This window comes from Streptomyces sp. NPDC023481, from assembly GCF_055560195.1.
The window spans coordinates 219,447-237,887 of the sequence record NZ_JBVHJE010000008.1; the positions used below are offsets into that span (position 1 = coordinate 219,447).

The following is an 18,441-nucleotide window of genomic DNA, read 5'->3' on the forward strand; positions in this document are numbered from 1 at the left end:
GCGGCATGCAGCCGTTCCGACTGCTCAGGAGGCCGGCGCGTTGTAGGGGAGCGACAAAGACGTCACCTGAGAGCCACCTCACATTCGTGGGTGGCACATGCCATCCCCGGAGTGACAAGGAACCTCGGACGGCGGTCAGCCGTCCGGACCTCCACGCTGTCGTCGGCCCGGATCACCGCGCGCACCGGATGGTTCCAGACCAGTTCCAGCGGGGCTCCGCCCCGGGGCGGCTCGCTGATGTGGAAGGTGGCCGTACGGCCCCGCCGCACGACGAGCACGCTCGCGCCGGCCGAGGCGGTCAGGCCCCCCACCGTACCGGCCGCCCAGAAGTTCCACGCGGTCAGGCCCAGCCGGGGTACGGCGACGGCCTGAACGGTGGTGTCGTTGGCGAGGACGGACAGCCGGCGCCGGTCGGCGGCCCGGGCGGCGGTCTGCCGGAGGGAGGCGCCGGGCAGCAGGACGTAGACGTAGCGGGCGTCCGCCGGGTCGGTGCCGTGGTCGAGCCAGAGGGTCTGCCAGCGCCGGGTGCGCCGCTCGTCGGTGCTGGTGGTGTTGATGTCGGACCAGGCGCCGGCGCGGTCCTCGCGCAGGGTGCGCAGCTCGCCCCCGCACGGCAGGATCCAGCCGCCGTGCCCCGCCAGATGGGCCCATCGCGGGGCGTGGACGAAGGTCTGGGTGCCGTTCTCGCCCAGGTTGCGGTTGTCCACGACGGTCTCGACGGGCACGCCGTCGGCGCAGCTGATCCCGGCACCGAGGCAGACCACGGCGTCGTCGAGGAAGAACCAGGACTTGCGGGCCTGGAGGGTGGAGCCGAGGCCCTTGAGGTGCTGGCCGACCGCCGCGTAGGTGCCGTCGGTGGTCCCGCCGACCCAGCGCACGTCCGGTTTGGGCGCGCCCCACTCGCCGCCGGCCCGGTCGGGGAGCCGCCTGGTCGAGACGGTGGTGCCGGGCAGCCGGTACGGGTCGACGGTGGGCCAGTACCAGTCGGTGTACTGGTCGGTGCGGCCCCGCGGCCACCAGGAGAGCATGCCGGACCCGGTGTGCCAGCCGCGCGGGTTCTCGCCGTTGCCGCACTCGTAGTGGGCGATGCGGTCGCTGGCCATGGCGAGGGCGGCGGTGAACCGGGGGGTGCGGTGGACGGCGCGGTCCATGGCCGGGAAGAGCCGGTGGCCGAGTGGCTCCGGGGCGGCAGGGGTGGGCGAGGCGGCGACGGCGTGCAGTCGGGCCAGATCGGCGACGCCGAACTGGCGGTCCGTCAGGATCGGTTCCCAGGTGTCCCGTTCGATCCACCCTTTGACCAGCCCGTACCAGCGCTCGCGCTCGGTCTCGGGCTCGGTCTCGCCGGCGCCGGTCGCGAGGAGGGCGATGGCGGCGATCAGGGCGTGCCCGTGGCAGTGGTCGCCGCGCAGGACGTGCAGGTCGTCGGAGCGCAGGTAACCCCGGCTGACGGCACGGCCGTTGACGCAGTCCATCACCAGTCCGTCGTGGATCAGGGGCGCGTAGGCGTGCTCGACACCGTCCAGGACGTGCCGCCGGGCGGGATCGGTGACCTCCCAGGCCGATCCGGCGAGCAGCGCGAACAGCCGCCCCAGGCCGTCCAGCAAGACCTGGCCGTAGGTGCCCGAGTAGGCGACCCAGGTGTGCTGGACGAAGGAGCCGTCGGCGTAGAGGCCGTCGCCCTTCGTGACGTACGGGAAGACGGGCGAGAGGGCGTCGCGGGCGAGGGCGATCTTCCGCGGGCTCCGGCCGAGGATGCCGCGCAGGGCCACCGAGCGGCACTGGTCGACGCGGTTGGCGCCGGTGGAGGTGCCGGAGTAGTCGGTGAGCACGGTGTCCGGGACGAAGTGGTCGAGGGCCGCGCAGGCCGCCGTGATCCGGTCCCGGCCGAGCCGCTCGTACAGGGCGGCCGTGATGTCCATGAGCAGCCGGGGGCTGCCGATCTGCCACTCCCACCAGTTGCCGTAGGGGGTGGTGGCGGGGTGGTAGACGGTGGCGGAGAGGTGGTCGAGCCCGCGCAGGACGTCGGCGAGGAGGGCGGGGTCGCCGGTGGCGCCGGTGCCGGTCTGGACGTACGCCTGGGTCATGGTCCACAGCCGGCCGTAGCCGAAGGTGATGCCGGACGGCGGGTCGAAGGGGTGCCCCGGCCACAGCGAGGTGGGGCCGGGGACCATGCTCGCCTGGAACTCCCGTGCCTGCGCCCCGAGTCGGGCGAGCCGGGAGGCGTACGGCTCGGCGGCCGGGTCGTATCCCGTCCCCAGGGAGATGCCGAGCCAGCGGCGGCGCAGGGTGTCGTACGGGTCGTCCGCCGCCCGGGCGGCGGGTGCCGGGGCGGCGGCGAGGGCGGCGGCCAGCAGCAGCGCGCGTCGGGTCATGCCCATGGGGCAACGCCCTCAGCAGCCGCCGCAGTTGTAGTAGAGGACGTCCCAGTGGCTGCCCTCGTCGGCGTAGATGTTGCCGGAGCCCGACTGGTACTGCGGGGCGCCGTCGCCACGGAGGCCGATGTAGGTGAAGTCGTTCTTGATGTACGACGTCACGCACGTGTTCTTGCCGTAGTCGAGCTTGTAGCCGTTCCAGTGCGAGTACGTGCCCGAGGCGTGGCCGGTCTCGGTACCGCCGGTGATGTTGAGCGCGCAGCCACTGGCCCGCTTGAGGGTCTGGGCGCCCTGGGCGGTGGCGAGGTTGAGCTGGTCGAAGGACGTGCAGGTGGAGTTGTTGCGGTCGGAGCAGTTGCCGGAGGACGACCAGGTGATGCCGACGTCGCGGAACATCTGGGTGGCGGTGGCATGGCTGATCTTGCTGACGGCGAAGGCGTCGGCCGCGGTACCGAGAACGGCGGCACCGGGGGCGACGACGAGGGCGAGCGCGGTGAGCATCGCACGGAGCTTCAGCGGCTTCATGGGGAACCTTCCTGCGGGGGGCGGGGAGCGGGGGCGCAGGGTTCGGGTGGGGGGTGCAGGCAGATGGTGCCCGAGTGGGCGGGGGTGCGCCAGGGGGCGCGCAAGGTGACTGTGGGTGAGAGTGGAGACACGTTACGGATGACGTTGAAACCTGAACCGAATGGGTCTACCTTCGGATCCGAGGGTTCGTTTAACGTTCAACCAACACCCGAGGAGCACGCCATGGGCATCTTCAGCCGCAAGGACACCACCGACGCCACCCGCACCGCCGGCCCGGACCTGACCTCGCTGACCGGCGACTACACGATCGACCCGGCCCACAGCTCGATCGGTTTCGTCGCCCGGCACGCCATGGTCACCAACGTCAAGGGCGGCTTCCAGGACTTCACCGGCACGCTGCACCTGGACGGCGCCGACCCCTCCAGGTCCACGGCCACGATCGACGTCCGGATGGCGAGCATCGACACCGGCAACGCCGACCGCGACGCGCACCTGAAGTCCTCCGACTTCTTCAGGACCGACGAGTTCCCGACGATGACCTTCCGCTCCACCAAGGCGGAGGCCCTCGGCGCCGGCGAGTACCGCATCACCGGCGACCTCTCCCTCCTCGGCGTCACCAAGCCGCTCACCATCGACCTGGAGTTCAACGGTTCCGCCCAGGACCCCTTCGGCAACGAACGCGTCGGCTTCGAGGGCAGGGCCGAGATCCTCCGCTCGGAGTGGGGCCTGACCTGGAACGCGGCCCTGGAGACGGGGGGCGTTCTGGTCTCCGACAAGATCAGGCTGGTCTTCGACGTCTCGGCCGTCAAGCAGTGACCGTTCAGAAGCCGCCGCCGAAGTCCCCTCCGCTGTCGCCGCCGCCGCCGAAGCCGCCCCCGTCGCCGAAGCCGCCGCCGAAGTCGCCGGGGTCGAAGTCGGTGCCGGAGACGTCGCCGCCCTCGTAACCGCCGCCGCCGAAGTCGCCGTACCCGGTGCCGTAGTCGGCGGCGTACGAGGGGGTGGCCATCACGCTGCCGAGCAGGGTGCCGACGAGGAGGCCGGGCAGGAGGCCGCCGCCGAAGTAGCCGCCGGCCCAGGGGCCGTAGGCGGGGCCGGCGTCCCAGTAGGGGCGGCGGCCGTAGTCGGTGTCGACCTCGCGGACGACGGGGTCGCGGCCGTCGGCCAGGCGGGTGGCGTCGGCCGCGCAGACGGGGACCTGGCGGGGGGCGCCGGCGGGCGGGGTCCAGGTGGCGTCGGCGACCGAGGGGCCGTGCCGGGGATCGAAGAAGCACGGGGGCCGGCGTTCCGGCAGCGGGCGGTGTTCGCGGCGGGCGGCCAGTTGGGCGAGGGAGAAGCGGCCGTCCTCCAGCGCCTCGGTGACCGGCCGGACGTCCTCCGGTCCCCGGGCCGCGGCCATCCGCTGTTTGGCGGTCTCGTAGGCGTCCAGGGCCCGCTCGTAGTCGGCGCGCATGGCGTCGTCGGCGCCCGGTTCCGACGGGTCGAAGTCGAGGCGGTCGAGCTCCTCGCCGAACGCGGTGATGTCCTCGTCCACGACCACCCGCAGCCGCTCCAGGGCCGCCCGCTGTTCCTGCTCGTGACGCCTGCGGCCGCGGCGGACCAGCGTGTACGCGCCCACGCCGCCGATCACCAGGACGGCGGCCGTCGTGATCAGCGCCGTGCTGGACACGCCCCCGCCGCCGGCCGAGCCGCCCCAGCTGCGCGGTGCACGGCCGCCCATGTTGGCCAGGGCGCGGTCGGTGAAGTCGGCCAGCTGGGACCTGGCGTCCTCGCCCTGGACGCTGCGGACCAGGTTCTGCCGGGCGGTGGCCGACAGGACGGAGGAGTCGGCGCGGGCGTCGAAGCGGTCGCCGAGCCGGATGCCGTACAGGCCGGTGACGCCGGTCGCCGAGCGCAGGTCGGCGAAGAGGTTCGCGGTGGGGTATCCGGCCGGGAGGACGGCGATGAACAGGGGTTTGTCGGCGTCCCTGATCCGGGTGGCGAGCGCGTCGGCGTCCGCCGAGGACAGCTGGCCGCGGGCCGCCGGGTCGACGTAGACCGGGCTCTGGCGCAGGGCCCGGGCGACCGTGGAGACGCTGGTGTCGGCGCTCGCCCCGGGCGCCCAGAGGGTCGCCGACGTCAGGGCCAGGACGGCGAGGACGACCAGGACGGCCAGGAGCGGGGCGGGGTGGCTACGGGTCCGCGGGACGGCCTTCATACCTTGAAACTACCTGAAACCTCTCCAACTCGGTCATTCCCTCGGTTCTCCTGCCGTCGTGCCCGGCCGGAGGAGAACAAGGCCGTCCTCCGCATGGACCTCCCCGGACGCCCGTGGTTCACTCATGCCTTAGCTCACGCCATGAGTTAACCATTGCCTGGAAGGGCGACCGCTATGAGGAGAACCCCCCGCGCGGTCCGGCTGCTGCTCGCCGGACTGCTCTCCGCCGCCGGTGTCAGTGTGGCCGTACCCCCCGCGCACGCGGCCGGTGAGCAGGTCACCGCCTGGCTCACCACCACCGACGACTCCGCCGGCCGGCATGTCGTGCGCGGCCTCCAGCCGCAGGCGCCGTTCGCCTTCGAGGCCGGGACGGGCGGTGGCGGCGAGAACATCAACGTGGACGAGAACACCCGCTACCAGACGTTCACCGGCGGCGGCGCGTCCTTCACGGACACCGCCGCGTGGCTGATGAACAGCAGCGGGGCGCTGTCCCCGGCGACCCGGGACGCGACCATGCGCAAGCTGTTCTCGCCGACGGACGGCATCGGCCTGTCGTTCCTGCGCAACCCGATGGGCGCCTCGGACCTGGCGCGGTACGGCTACACGTACGACGACGTGCCCGCCGGGCAGAGCGACCCGTCGCTGGCGAGGTTCTCCCTCGCGCACGACCAGGCGGACGTGATCCCGCTGACCAGGCAGGCGCTCCAGCTGAACCCGGCGCTGACGGTGATGGCCTCGCCGTGGACGGCGCCGGCCTGGATGAAGGACAGCGACTCGCTCAACGGCGGCTGGCTGAAGGCGGAGGACTACGGGGCGTACGCCTCCTACTTCGTGAAGTACCTCCAGGGGTACAGGGACCAGGGAGTCGACGTCTCCTACGTCACCGCGCAGAACGAGCCGACCTGCTGTTCCGGCTACCCGTCGATGAGCTGGAACGCGAGCGGCATCCAGTACTTCCTCAAGAACGACCTGCTGCCGCGGTTGCAGTCGGCGGGCCTGACCACGAAGGTCCTGGCGCACGACTGGAACTGGGACACGTACGACTCCTACGCCGCCCAGTCCGTCGACGACCCGGCGATCCGCAACCACCCGAACTTCGGCGGGATCGCCTGGCACGGGTACGGCGGTGACGTCGCCGAGCAGACGTCCGTGCACGACCGGTACCCGACGCTGGACGCCTTCGGCACCGAGCACTCCGGCGGCACCTGGATCGCCGACCAGCAGCGCGAGGACATGTCCAACATCATCGACTACACCCGCAACTGGGCGAAGTCGGTGACCAAGTGGTCGCTGGCCGTGGACCAGAACGGCGGTCCGCACAACGGTGGGTGCGGCACCTGCACCGGGCTGGTCACCGTGCACGACGGTGACGGAGCGAGCGGGACCGTGGACTACACCGTCGAGTACTACGACATGGGCCACCTCACCAAGTTCGTCCGCCCCGGCGCCCAGCGCATCGCCTCCACCGCCTCCGCCTCGCTGCCGAACGTCGCCTGGCGCAACCCGGACGGCGGCAAGGCGCTGATCGCCTACAACGACTCCACCTCGGCGAAGACGGTCACCATCAACTGGGGTGGTGAACACGCCACTTACTCGCTGCCCGGCAGGACCTCGGCCACCTTCACCTGGTCCGGCACCCAGTCCGGCGGTGGTGGCGGCGCGGGCGCCTTCGTGGGACTCGCCGGCAAGTGCCTGGACGTGGCGGGCGGTTCGAGCGCCAACGGTACGGCGGTGCAGCTCTACGACTGCAACGGCAGCGCGGCCCAGCAGTGGACCGCACAGGCCGACGGGTCCGTCCGGGCGCTCGGCAAGTGCCTGGACGTGACGGACGGTTCGACCGCGAACGGCGCCAAGGCGCAGCTGTACGACTGCAACGGGACCGGCGCCCAGCGGTGGTCGTACAACGCGGCCACGGGTGACGTGGTGAACACGGCGGCGGACAAGTGCCTGGACGTCACGGACAACTCGTCGGCGAACGGGGCCCGGGCCCAGATCTGGACGTGCACGGGGGCCGCCAACCAGAAGTGGGCCCTGCGGTAGGACGGGACCTACGGCACGCGTTCGAGCGGCTCGCGCGGGCGCGTGCCCCACGGGGGCGGTGTGGCGTGGTGCGGATCGGGCGCCACCGGGCAATGGTGGAGGTATGACCACACCACGCGATCTCTTCCTCGTCAGCCTCGACGTCCCCGGTGAGCAGCCCGTCGAGCAGGGCGACCTGTCCCTGGCGCTCGCCGGGGCCGAGCTGATCGACCTCCTCGGCGCCCGGGCACTGACCCTGGCGGACGGGCGGATCGTGCCGGGGCCGGTGCTGACCACCGGTGACCGGATGCTGGACGAGGCGGGGGCCGCGCTGGTCCGCACGGAGCCGTACGAGACGGTCGAGGACTGGCTGTGGCGGCGCGGGCAGGGGCTGGCCACGGCCTACCGGGACGTCCTGGAGGACGAGGGGCAGCTCACCGGGAAGCGCCGGCGCTGGCTCGCGCTGCGCGACCGGGAGGACCCGGGGGCCGACACCCCGGCCCGCCGGCAGGCGGCCGACCGCTGGTGGTCCCACGAGCCGGTCCTGGCGGCCCTGGCCTCCACGCTGGGCATCCCGGACGACCGGCCGGCACCGCCCGAGCCCGGCGAGGAGGCGGTCGTCACGGTGCTGCTGGCGGTCGGCGACGCGGTGACCGAGCTGGAGGCCGTGCGCGAGCGGCGGCGCATCGAGAACGTGGCCTTCGACAACATCTGGCGGGCGCCCTGAGCGTCACAGGATCAGCTGGCCGATACCCAGCAGGTTTCCCTCGCTGTCCCGGAACCAGGCGCCCCACTCCCCGCGTGCGCCCTTGCTCGGGTAGTTGCCCTCGATCTCGGCGATGCCGTCTTGGGTGTGGAAGCCGGGCGCGTCGACCTCCTCGAAGACGACGCCCCGGCGGCGCAGCTCCGTCACGGCCGCCTGGATGTCGGCCACTTCGAAGCCCATCTGGGTGAACGTGCCGGGCGAGGACCCCGTCGAGCGGAACACGACGAAGTCCGCGCCCGAGCAGCGGTACAGCAGCCCGCCGGGCCGCTCGTCCACGGGGTGCAGACCCAGCTTCTCGGCGTAGAAGCGGCGGGCCCGGTCCAGGTCCCGCGCCGGCAGCCGGGTCGCGACCCTGGCCCCGGACAGCACGTCGCTCGTGTGTGCGTTCATGCCTCCACTGTGGCCTACTCGGCCGGTTCCACGCCCGCCCGCAGCAGCCCGTACGTGTACGCGTCCTCCAGGGCCTGCCAGGACGCGGCGATGACGTTCTCGGCGACGCCGACCGTGGACCACTCGCCGGAGCCGTCGGAGGTGGAGATGAGTACCCGGGTGGTGGAGGAGGTGCCGTGCTTGCCCTCCAGGATGCGGACCTTGTAGTCGACCAGGTCCAGCTTGGCGAGCTGCGGGTAGATCTTTTCCAGCGCCACGCGCAGGGCGCGGTCCAGGGCGTTGACCGGGCCGTTGCCCTCGGCGGTGGCGACGATCCGCTCGCTCTTGGCCCACAGCTTGACGGTGGCCTCGTTGGCGTGGGTGCCGTCGGGGCGGTCCTCGACGATGGCCCGCCAGGACTCCACGTCGAAGTACTTCAGCGGGCGGCCCTCGACCTCGGCGCGCAGCAGCAGCTCGAAGGAGGCGTCGGCGGCCTCGTACGTGTAGCCCTTGAGCTCGCGCTCCTTGACGCGCTCGACCACGCGGCCGACCAGTTCGCGGTCGCCGCCGAGGTCGATGCCGAGTTCCTTGCCCTTCAGCTCGATGGAGGCGCGGCCCGCCATGTCGGAGACCAGCATGCGCATGGTGTTGCCGACCAGCTCGGGGTCGATGTGCTGGTACAGGTCGGGGTCGACCTTGATGGCGGAGGCGTGCAGGCCGGCCTTGTGGGCGAAGGCGGAGACGCCGACGTACGGCTGGTGGGTGGACGGGGTGAGGTTGACGACCTCGGCGATGGCGTGCGAGATCCGGGTGGTCTCGCGGAGCCTGCCGTCGGGCAGCACCTTCTTGCCGTACTTCAGTTCCAGGGCCGCGACGACCGGGAAGAGGTTGGCGTTGCCGACGCGCTCGCCGTAGCCGTTGGCCGTGCACTGCACGTGCGTGGCGCCCGCGTCGACGGCGGCGAGGGTGTTGGCGACCGCGCAGCCGGTGTCGTCCTGGGCGTGGATGCCGAGCCGGGCGCCGGTGTCGGCGAGGACGGTGGCGACCACCGCGTGCACCTGGGCGGGGAGCATGCCGCCGTTGGTGTCGCAGAGGATGACGACGTCGGCGCCGGCCCCGGCGGCCGTGCGGACGACAGCCTTGGCGTACTCGGGGTTGGCGCGGTAGCCGTCGAAGAAGTGCTCGCAGTCCACGAAGACCCGGCGGCCCTGCTCGCGCAGGTACGACACGGTGTCGCGGACCATCTCCAGGTTCTCGTCCAGGGTGGTGCGCAGCGCCAGCTCCACGTGCCGGTCGTGCGACTTGGCAACCAGCGTGATCACCGGGGCGCCGGACGCCAGCAGGGCGTTGACCTGCGGGTCCTCGGCGGCTTTCGCGCCGGCGCGGCGGGTGGCGCCGAAGGCGACCAGCTGGGCGTGACGGAAGTCGATCTCCGCCTGCGCCCGGGCGAAGAACTCGGTGTCGCGGGGGTTCGCGCCGGGCCAGCCGCCCTCGATGAAACCCACGCCGAAGTCGTCCAGGTGCCGGGCGATGGCGAGCTTGTCCGCGACGGTGAGGTTGATGCCCTCGCGCTGCGCGCCGTCGCGCAGCGTGGTGTCGAAGACGTGGAACGAGTCGTCGAGCTCGCTGGTTGCCGTCTCGGTCATGGTGTCAAGGCTCCTGTTGTGGATCTTCGGTCTTTACCGGATTGACCGGCTCCACCGTTCCTCCATGCTCCCTCGCGCTTCGTCGCCGGCTGGGGGTGGGCCGGAAAACGAAAAAACCCCTCGCGGGTGCGAGAGGTCTGCGCGCGGGTCGAGGACGACGGTGGCCACCCGCACCTGGTCGTACGAGGTGGTCACTGCGGACCGGCGCGCCTGCTGCCCATAATCATGGCGAACGAGAGCACGGGGGAAGTCTGGCACAGCACCGCCCCCGGCTCACCGCCCGTCTCAGGATGCGGTCGTCACGGTGGACTCCGGTGATCCGGTCCCGGCTTCCCGGGCGGCCTGCACCCGGCCGAGGTCGAGGTCCTTCGTCTCGCGCATGGTGACGTACACCACGAGGGAGACGGCGGCGCAGGCGGCCACGTACCAGTAGAAGCCGGACTCGATGCCGCCCTTCTTGAACCACAGGGCGACGTACTCGGCGGTGCCGCCGAAGAGGGCGTTGCCGACGGCGTACGGCAGGGCGACGCCGAGCGCGCGGATGCCGGTGGGGAACAGCTCGGCCTTCACGCAGGCGTTGATGGAGGTGTAGCCGGTGACCACGACCAGCGCGAGCAGGGCGAGGCCGAGGGCGGACCAGTAGCCGTCCGCGTGCCGCAGCAGCGTCATGATCGGGACCGTCAGGACGGTCGAGCCGACGGCGAAGGTGATCAGCAGCGGGCGGCGGCCGATGCGGTCGGACAGGGCGCCCGCGAGCGGCTGGAGGCAGGCGAAGACGATCAGCGCGGTGAAGGAGACCAGGGTGGCGGTCTCCTTGGACAGGCCCGCCGAGTTGGACAGGTACTTGGTCAGGTAGGTGGTGTACGTGTAGTAGGCCACCGTGCCGCCCATGGTGAGGGCGACGACCAGGAACGCCTCCCGCCGGTGCTGCCACAGCGCGCGCAGGGTGCCGCGCTCCCCGGCGTGCGAGGCGTCCTCCTCGTACACCTCGGTCTCCAGCATGCTGCGGCGCAGGTAGAAGACGACGGCCGCGCCGAGCGCGCCGACGACGAACGGGATGCGCCAGCCGTAGCTGTGCAGGGCGTCGTCGGACAGGGTGCGCTGGAGGACGATCTGCAGGCCGAGACCGGCGATCTGGCCGGCGGTCATGGACACGTACTGGAAGCTGGAGGCGAAGCCGCGGCGCCGCGGGTCGGAGGCCTCCGTCAGGTAGGTGGCGCTGGCCGCGTACTCGCCGCCCACGGACAGGCCCTGGAGCAGCCGGGCGAGGAGCAGGACGAGCGCGCCGCCGTAGCCGGCGACGCCGTAGGTGGGGGCGACGGCGATGAGGACGGCCGAGGCCGACATGAGCGTCACGGTCAGTGTCAGCGCGGCCTTGCGGCCCTTGCGGTCGCCGACCCTGCCCAGCAGCCAGCCGCCGACGGGGCGCATGAAGAAGCCGACGGCGAAGATGCCGGCGGTGTTCATCAGCTGGGCGGTGGGGTTGCCGCTCGGGAAGAACGCGCCGGCGAAGTACGTGGCGAAGCTCGCGTACACGAACCAGTCGAACCACTCGACCATGTTGCCCGCCGAGCCGACCCAGATCTTCTTCCAGTGTTGTCGTCCCATGGGCGGGTACATGCCCGCCCTCGGAACGATCGATTCCTGCGCCGGTGCCGGCGGCTACCCGACGGTCAGCGCGTCCTCGACGAACTCCCGGACGTGCGCGAGGACATGGTCCCGGTCGGTGCCGCGCAGCCCGATCGCCACATGGATGGAGAACCCGTCGAGCAGGGCCCGCAGCCGCGTGGCGAACCGGTCCGCGTCGACCGGGCGGAACTCCCCCCGGGAGATGCCCTCGGCGATCAGCGCGACCAGGTCCCGGTGCCAGGCGCCCTCGATCGCGGCCTGCCGGGCCCGGGCGTCGTCGTCGGCGTTCTGCGAGCGGTTCCAGACCTCCAGCCACAGGGTCCAGTGCGGGTCGCGGTGGCCGTCGGGAACGTACAGGTCGACGTAGGCGGACAGCCGCTCCCGGGCGGTACCGGGGCGGGTGAGCAGCCGCCCCCGTTCCGCGCCCAGCCGGCCCTCGCTCCACTCCAGGGTCCGGAGCAGCAGTTCGTCCTTGGAGCGGAAGTAGTACAGGAGGTGGCCGCTGCTCATGCCGACCTCGCGGCCCAGGGCCGCCATGGTGAGCTTCTCCAGACCGCGCTCGGCGATCATGTCCATGGCGGCGGCGAGGACCTCCTCGCGCGGCGGCGCGTTCCTGCGCGCCCGGCCCGCACCGGCCATCTGCTGCTCCTGTACGTGTCAGACCTTCGGCTGCTGTTGCGTGATGCAGTGGATACCGCCCCCGCCCGCGAAGATCGTACGCGCGTCCACCAGGGTCACCGTGCGGTCCGGGAACAGCCGGCGGAAGATCCCGGCGGCGATCTCGTCGCGCGGGTCGTCGAAGCCGCACAGCACGACCCCGCCGTTGCAGAGGTAGTGGTTGATGTAGGAGTAGTCGGCCCAGTGGCCGTCGGCCTCCAGGACGGTCGGCGCGGGCACCTCCACGACCTCCAGGCGGCGGCCCCGGGCGTCGGTCGCCGACCTCAGCAGGCCGATGACCTCCTTGGTGACCTCGTGGTCGGGGTGCGCCGGGTCCGGCTGGTGGTGCGCGACCACGACACCGGGCCGGGCGAACGCGGCCACGATGTCGACGTGGCCGAGGGTGCCGAAGCCGTACGGGGGGTAGTCGCCGGTCAGGCCGCGCGGCAGCCAGATCGCCTTGCGGGTGCCGAGGTGGGCGTGGATCTCGGCCTCGACCTCCGCCTTCGACCAGTGCGGGTTGCGCTCGGGGCCGAGCTGCACGGTCTCGGTGAGCAGCACGGTGCCCTCGCCGTCGACGTGGATCGCGCCGCCCTCGTTGACCAGCGGCGAGGCGTACGTCTGCGCGCCCACGAGGTCGGAGACGTACGCGGCGATCTTCGCGTCGTGCTCCCAGCGGGCCCAGTCCTGGGCGCCCCAGCCGTTGAACGTCCAGTCCACGGCGGCCAGCCGGCCCTTGCCGTCGGTGACGAAGGTGGGGCCGATGTCCCGCATCCAGGCGTCGTCCAGGTCCCGCTCGACGGTGTCGATGCCCGGGCCGAGCAGCGCCCGGGCGTCCCGCGACTGGCCGGGGCCGCACACCACCGTCACCGGTTCGAAGCGGCGGACGGCACGGGCCACCGACGCCCAGGCCGTGCGCGAGAGGCGGAGCTCGTCCGGGTCGGCGAAGGTGGGGTTGGGGCCGGGCCACGCCATCCAGGTGCGCTCGTGCGGGGTCCACTCGGCGGGCATCCGGAAGCCGTCCGCTGCGGGGGTGGTCATGTCGCGGGTCCTTAGAGGAAGTAGAGGCGGTTGAGGGAGACGGAGTCGGCGGGCTCGGAGCGCAGCGGTTCGCCGTCGAGGGTGACCAGGCCGGTGCGCCGGTCGACGTCGACCGCCCCGATACGGGCGTTGAGCCGCAGGTCGGCGGGGCCGATGCCCCGGGTGCCGCGCACGGCGACCCTTCTGCGTCGGGTCGGCAGGGTGTCGCCCCCCTGGTCGACGGCGGCCCGGGCGACGAACGCCACCGAGAGGTCGGCGGCCGTGGCGCCGTACGCCCCGAACTGCGGTCCCAGGACGAGGGGTTCGCAGGTGTCGGTGGCCGCGTTGGGGTCGCCGACCACGCCGTAGGCCGGGAAGCCGGACTTGAGGACGAGCTGCGGCTTGGCGCCGAAGTACTCCGGGCGCCACAGCACGATGTCGGCGAGCTTGCCGGTCTCGATCGAGCCGACCTCGTGGGCGAGGCCGTGCGCGAGGGCCGGGTTGATGGTCAGCTTGGCCATGTAGCGCAGCACGCGGGCGTTGTCGTCGCCCTCGCCGTCGCCTTCGAGCGGGCCCAGCTCGGCCTTCATCTTGCCGGCCATGGCGAACGTACGGCGGACCGTCTCGCCGGCGCGGCCCATGCCCTGCGCGTCGGAGGAGGTGATGCCGATCGCGCCCAGGTCGTGCAGCACGTCCTCGGCGCCCATGGTGCCGGCCCGGATGCGGTCGCGGGCCATGGCCGCGTCGCCGGGCAGGTCGGGCTTGAGGTCGTGGACGGAGACGATCATGCCGTAGTGCTCGGCGACCGCGTCCCGGCCGAAGGGCAGGGTGGGGTTGGTGGAGGAGCCGATGACGTTGGGGACGCCGGCCATCTTCAGCACGTTGGGCACGTGTCCGCCGCCGCAGCCCTCGATGTGGAAGGCGTGGATCGTGCGGCCCTCCAGCACCTTCAGGGTGTCCTCGACCGACAGGCACTCGTTGAGGCCGTCGCTGTGCAGGGCCACCTGGACGTCGTGCTCCTCGGCGACCCGCAGCGCCGTGTCCAGGGCGCGGGTGTGGGCGCCCATGTCCTCGTGCACCTTGAAGCCGGACGCGCCGCCCTCGGCCAGCGCCTCGACGAGCGGGGCGTCGGAGGAGGACGAACCCCTGCCCAGGAAGCCGATGTTGACCGGCCAGGCGTCGAAGGCGTTGAAGGCGTGGCGCAGCGCCCAGGGCGAGTTGACGCCGACGCCCCACACCGGGCCGAACTCCTGCCCGATGATCGTGGTGACACCGGAGGCGAGGGAGGCCTCCATGATGCGCGGCGACAGCAGGTGGACGTGGGTGTCGACGGCTCCGGCGGTGGCGATCAGCCCCTCGCCGGAGACGATCGAGGTGCCGGTGCCGACGACGACGTCGACACCGTCGAGGGTGTCGGGGTTGCCGGCGCGGCCGATCGCGCAGATGCGGCCCTCGCGGATGCCGATGGAGACCTTCCTGATGCCCTGCACCGCGTCGATCACGACGACGTTGCTGATCACGACGTCGCAGGTGGCGCGGACGGCGGCGGCCTTCAGGTGCAGTCCGTCGCGGGCGGTCTTGCCGAAGCCGGCGAGGAACTCGTCGCCGTACTTCTGGGAGTCGGACTCGACGCGGACGGTCAGACCCGAGTCGCCGAGGCGGATGCGGTCGCCGGCCCGGGGGCCGTGGGTGGCCGCGTAGGCGTGCGGGTCGACGTGGATCGACCGGCTCACCTCGCGTCCCTTCGAGCGGCTCATCGTTCCTCGTCTCCGTCCTTCGTCGTCGTGCCCAGGTATCCGCAGGCGGCGGCCCTGCGCAGGGCCTCCTCGCGTGCGCCGGGCGCGTCCAGCGGCCCGTCGACCAGTCCGGCGAAGCCGATCGCGATCCGCTCGCCGCCGATGGGTACGAGCCCGACCTCCTCGCTCTCGCCCGGGCCGAAGCGGACGGAGGAGCCGGCGGGTACGGCGAGCCGCATGCCGTAGGCGGCGGCGCGGTCGAAGTCCAGCCGGGGGTTGGCCTCGAAGAAGTGGAAGTGGGAGGTGACGGAGACCGGCACGGTCGCGGTGTTGGTGACGCGCAGCCGGACGGCCGGCGCGGGGTCGGCGTGCTGCGGGCCGGGGAGCAGGGCGCCCGGGGCGTCCTCGCCGAGGCCTCCCCCTGCCGCGCGGGGGGACCCCCAGCCGATGGGGTCGGGGACGACCGCGAGCCGGGAGCCGTCGTCGAAGACGGCCTCGACCATCACCTCGGTGACGACGTCGGCGACGCCGGGCAGGACGTCCTCGGGGCCGAGCACCGAGCGGGCCGCGTCGATGGCCTCGGCGAGCCGCCTGCCGTCACGGGCCGCTTCGCAGACGGTGTCCGCGATCAGCGCGGTGGCCTCCGGCACGTTCAGCCGGAGGCCGCGCGCCCGGCGGGCCCGGGCCAGCTCGGCGGCTCCGAAGAGCAGCAGCCGGTCACGCTCCGTGGGGGTCAGTCTCACGACCCGGCACCTCCTTGCCCTCTTGCTTTCCCCGAATTAGAACACCACTCTAAGCACAGATTGCGCGACGCGAAAGCATTGACCCGGAGCCAGGCCTCAGGTCACATTGAACGTCGCTCTAATCCTGTGAGGCGGCCGTCGAAGGAGACTCAGCCATGCCGATAGAACAGCGCGGTGTCGACACCGTCCCGGACGAGGAACGCACCAGCGGGCCACGGGACCTGGTGTCGATCCTGCTCGGCTCCAACCTCTGCCTCGGGGTGATCATCTTCGGCTGGCTGCCGCCGTCCTTCGGGCTCGGCTGGTGGGCGTCGGTGAGCGCGATCGTGGCGGGCACAGTCGCCGGCACCCTGTTCACGGCCCCGCTCGCGCTGGTCTCCCTGCGCACCGCGACCAACCTGTCCACCTCCTCGGGGGCCCAGTTCGGTGTGCGCGGCCGGCTCGTCGGCTCGGTGGTCGGGCTGCTGCTGGCCCTCGGCTACACCGCGCTGACGGTGTGGATCGGCGGGGACGTGATGCTGACGGTCCTCGGCCGGCTGTTCGGGGTGCCGGCGGACGGGGTGTCGTACGCCCTCGTCTACGCGGTGCTCGCCGTCGCGACCGTCGCCGGCGCGGTCTACGGCTACCGGGTGCTGCTCGCCATGTCCCGCGTCCTCGCGATCGGCATGACGGCCCTGCTGCTGCTCGGCGTCCTCGCCTACGCGCCGCACTTCACGACCGGCGCGCTGCCGGGCGCGGGCGGTCTGCTGCTGGGCTCCTTCTGGCCGACCTGGTTCCTGGCGGCGGTGGCGGCGGGCCTGTCCGGGCCCATCGCCTTCATCACGCTGCTCGGCGACTACACCCGCTACATCTCGCCGGTCCGCCACGCCCCGCGCCGCGTGCTGCACGCCACCTGGCTCGGGCTCGTCCTGGGCCTGCTGGTCCCCCAGCTCTTCGGCACCTTCACTGCGTACGCGGCCGGCGCGGCCGGCGACTACGCGGGCCCGCTGGTCGCGGCCTCCCCCGGCTGGTACCTGGTGCCGCTGCTGCTGTCCGCCTCGGCCGGCTCGGTCGGCAACGCGGGGCTGATGCTGTACTCCATGGGCCTGGACCTGGACGCGATCCTGCCCCGCGCCTCCCGTGCCCGCGCCACCTGCGCCGTGGCCGTCGTGGCCACGGCCTGCGTCTTCGCCGGCCACTACCTCTGGGACGCGCAGTCGGCGATGACGTCCTTCGTGCTCCTGCTGACCGCCGTCGGCACCCCGTGGGCGGTCGTCACCCTCATCGGCTTCGCCCGCTGCCGCGGGGTCTACGACGCCGACGCCCTCCAGGTCTTCAACCGCCGCTCCCGGGGCGGGATCTACTGGTACCGGGCGGGCTGGAACGTCCGGGCGACCGCGTCCTGGGCGCTCGGCGCGGGCGTGGGCCTGCTGGCGGTGTCCCTGCCGTCGTACCAGGGGCCGCTGCTGGCCCTGACCGGCGGCGTGGACTGCAGCTTCCTGCTGTCGGGCCTGGTGGGCGCGGTGGCGTACCTGCTGCTGACACGCGCCGGGGAGCGCCCCGAAGGGGCGCGGGGAACTGCGGGACAGGCCGCGACGGACCCGCAGACGGTCGACGGCATGTCCCGCAGTTCCCGCTGAGCCGTCAGCCGACGCGGTGCATCCAGCCGTGCTTGTCCTCGGCCGTGCCCCGCTGGAGGTCGAGCAGGGCGTCGCGCAGCCGCAGGGTGACCTCGCCGGGCTCCCCGCCGCTCTGCTGCCACTCGGCGCCGTCCCGCTTGATGGTGCCCACCGGGGTGATCACGGCGGCGGTGCCGCACGCGAAGACCTCGGTGAGGCTGCCGTTCTCGGCGTCGCGCTGCCACTGGTCCACGGAGACGCGGCCCTCCTCGGACGCGTACCCGAGGTCGCGGGCGACGGCCAGCAGGGAGTCGCGGGTGACGCCCTCCAGGATGGAGCCGGTCAGGGTGGGCGTGACGATCCTGTCGCCGTACACGAAGTACAGGTTCATCCCGCCCAGTTCCTCGACCCACTTGTGCTCGACCGCGTCGAGGTAGCAGACCTGGTCGCAGCCCTTGGCGGCGGCCTCGGCCTGGGCGAGCAGGGACGCGGCGTAGTTGCCGCCGGTCTTGGCGTCGCCCATGCCGCCGGGGACGGCGCGGACTCGGTCCTCGGAGACCCAGATGGACACCGGCTTGACACCGCCCGGGAAGTACGCGCCGGCCGGGGAGGCGATGACGATGAAGAGGTACTCGTTGGCGGGCTTCACGCCCAGCCCGACCTCCGTGGCGATCATGAACGGGCGCAGGTACAGCGACTCCTCGCCGCCGTGCGCGGGCACCCAGTCGACGTCCTGCCGGACCAGGGCGTCGCAGGCCTCGATGAACGTCTCGACGGGCAGCTCCGGCATGGCGAGGCGGCGGGCGGACCGCTGGAAGCGCCTGGCGTTCTGGTCGGGCCGGAAGAGGGCGACCGAGCCGTCGGGCTGCCGGTAGGCCTTCAGGCCCTCGAAGATCTCCTGCGCGTAGTGCAGGACGTGGGTGGCCGGGTCGAGGGGGATCGGCGCGTACGGGACGAGCTGACCGTCGTGCCAGCCGCGGCCCTCGGTCCACTTGATCGTCACCATGTGGTCGGTGAAGTGGCGGCCGAAGCCCGGACGGGCCAGGATCGCCTCGCGTTCTGCGGCGGCGAGCGGGCTGGCGGAAGGCTTGAGCTCGATCGTGGGCGTCGTCATGTGGTGTCCTTCACCGGTTGTAGTGACGGGCCGCGCTCACGCCTGTACTGCCG

General features: G+C 72.3%; 15 protein-coding genes. 4 read left to right on the forward strand and 11 right to left on the reverse strand.

From position 1 onward, the window contains the following. Positions 1-62 precede the first annotated feature (62 nt). Positions 63-2,378 (reverse strand): polysaccharide lyase 8 family protein, encoded by a 2,316-nt coding sequence (locus tag ACZ3ZD_RS18415; RefSeq protein ID WP_467398259.1) that lies wholly within the window; start codon positions 2,376-2,378, stop codon positions 63-65. Between the two features lie 12 nt (positions 2,379-2,390). Beyond that, positions 2,391-2,897, reverse strand: a complete 507-nt coding sequence (locus ACZ3ZD_RS18420; protein ID WP_467398262.1) for a hypothetical protein — start codon at positions 2,895-2,897, stop codon at positions 2,391-2,393. Between the two features lie 222 nt (positions 2,898-3,119). Between ACZ3ZD_RS18420 and ACZ3ZD_RS18425 the strand changes: the two genes are divergently transcribed. After that, positions 3,120-3,713 (forward strand): YceI family protein, encoded by a 594-nt coding sequence (locus ACZ3ZD_RS18425; RefSeq protein ID WP_467398265.1) that lies wholly within the window; start codon positions 3,120-3,122, stop codon positions 3,711-3,713. A gap of 4 nt (positions 3,714-3,717) precedes the next feature. Here the strand turns inward: ACZ3ZD_RS18425 and ACZ3ZD_RS18430 are convergent, their stop codons facing one another. After that, complete coding sequence (locus tag ACZ3ZD_RS18430; RefSeq protein ID WP_467398267.1) at positions 3,718-5,091, reverse strand: hypothetical protein; 1,374 nt, start codon at positions 5,089-5,091, stop codon at positions 3,718-3,720. A gap of 174 nt (positions 5,092-5,265) precedes the next feature. Between ACZ3ZD_RS18430 and ACZ3ZD_RS18435 the strand changes: the two genes are divergently transcribed. Both ACZ3ZD_RS18435 and ACZ3ZD_RS18440 read left to right on the forward strand, forming a co-directional pair. After that, positions 5,266-7,131: a ricin-type beta-trefoil lectin domain protein gene (locus ACZ3ZD_RS18435; RefSeq protein ID WP_467398269.1), complete on the forward strand. Its 1,866-nt coding sequence runs from the start codon at positions 5,266-5,268 to the stop codon at positions 7,129-7,131. Positions 7,132-7,234: 103 nt separating this feature from the next. Continuing rightward, positions 7,235-7,837, forward strand: a complete 603-nt coding sequence (locus ACZ3ZD_RS18440) for a GOLPH3/VPS74 family protein (RefSeq protein ID WP_467398271.1) — start codon at positions 7,235-7,237, stop codon at positions 7,835-7,837. Positions 7,838-7,840: 3 nt separating this feature from the next. Here the strand turns inward: ACZ3ZD_RS18440 and ACZ3ZD_RS18445 are convergent, their stop codons facing one another. The 7 genes from ACZ3ZD_RS18445 to ureA form a co-directional block, all read right to left on the reverse strand. Next, positions 7,841-8,266, reverse strand: a complete 426-nt coding sequence (locus ACZ3ZD_RS18445) for a VOC family protein (protein WP_467398274.1) — start codon at positions 8,264-8,266, stop codon at positions 7,841-7,843. A 14-nt stretch (positions 8,267-8,280) separates the two neighbouring features. After that, on the reverse strand, positions 8,281-9,891 hold the full coding sequence (gene cimA, locus ACZ3ZD_RS18450) for a citramalate synthase (protein WP_467398276.1): 1,611 nt from the start codon (positions 9,889-9,891) through the stop codon (positions 8,281-8,283). A 285-nt stretch (positions 9,892-10,176) separates the two neighbouring features. Beyond that, a complete protein-coding gene (locus tag ACZ3ZD_RS18455) occupies positions 10,177-11,499 on the reverse strand; it encodes an MFS transporter (RefSeq protein ID WP_467398279.1) in 1,323 nt (440 codons plus the stop codon). Positions 11,500-11,553: 54 nt separating this feature from the next. Then, entirely contained in the window at positions 11,554-12,159 is a 606-nt protein-coding gene (locus ACZ3ZD_RS18460) for a TetR/AcrR family transcriptional regulator (RefSeq protein ID WP_467398281.1), read from the reverse strand. 18 nt (positions 12,160-12,177) lie between these two features. Next, positions 12,178-13,218 carry an agmatine deiminase family protein gene (locus ACZ3ZD_RS18465; RefSeq protein ID WP_467398284.1) on the reverse strand — a complete coding sequence of 347 codons (1,041 nt, stop codon included), beginning with the start codon at positions 13,216-13,218 and terminating at the stop codon, positions 12,178-12,180. Between the two features lie 11 nt (positions 13,219-13,229). After that, positions 13,230-14,954, reverse strand: a complete 1,725-nt coding sequence (locus ACZ3ZD_RS18470; RefSeq protein WP_467398286.1) for an urease subunit alpha — start codon at positions 14,952-14,954, stop codon at positions 13,230-13,232. Further along, positions 14,951-15,676 (reverse strand): urease subunit gamma, encoded by a 726-nt coding sequence (gene ureA / locus ACZ3ZD_RS18475; RefSeq protein WP_467398289.1) that lies wholly within the window; start codon positions 15,674-15,676, stop codon positions 14,951-14,953. The genes ACZ3ZD_RS18470 and ureA overlap by 4 nt, the downstream gene beginning before the upstream one ends. Before the next feature lie 155 nt (positions 15,677-15,831). On the opposite strand from ureA, the gene ACZ3ZD_RS18480 reads away from it, so the two are divergent. Then, positions 15,832-17,295 carry a cytosine permease gene (locus ACZ3ZD_RS18480; protein WP_467398291.1) on the forward strand — a complete coding sequence of 488 codons (1,464 nt, stop codon included), beginning with the start codon at positions 15,832-15,834 and terminating at the stop codon, positions 17,293-17,295. Between the two features lie 4 nt (positions 17,296-17,299). On the opposite strand, the gene ACZ3ZD_RS18485 is transcribed toward ACZ3ZD_RS18480, so the two are convergent. Continuing rightward, on the reverse strand, positions 17,300-18,388 hold the full coding sequence (locus ACZ3ZD_RS18485; RefSeq protein ID WP_467398293.1) for a branched-chain amino acid aminotransferase: 1,089 nt from the start codon (positions 18,386-18,388) through the stop codon (positions 17,300-17,302). Between the last annotated feature and the right edge of the window lie 53 nt (positions 18,389-18,441).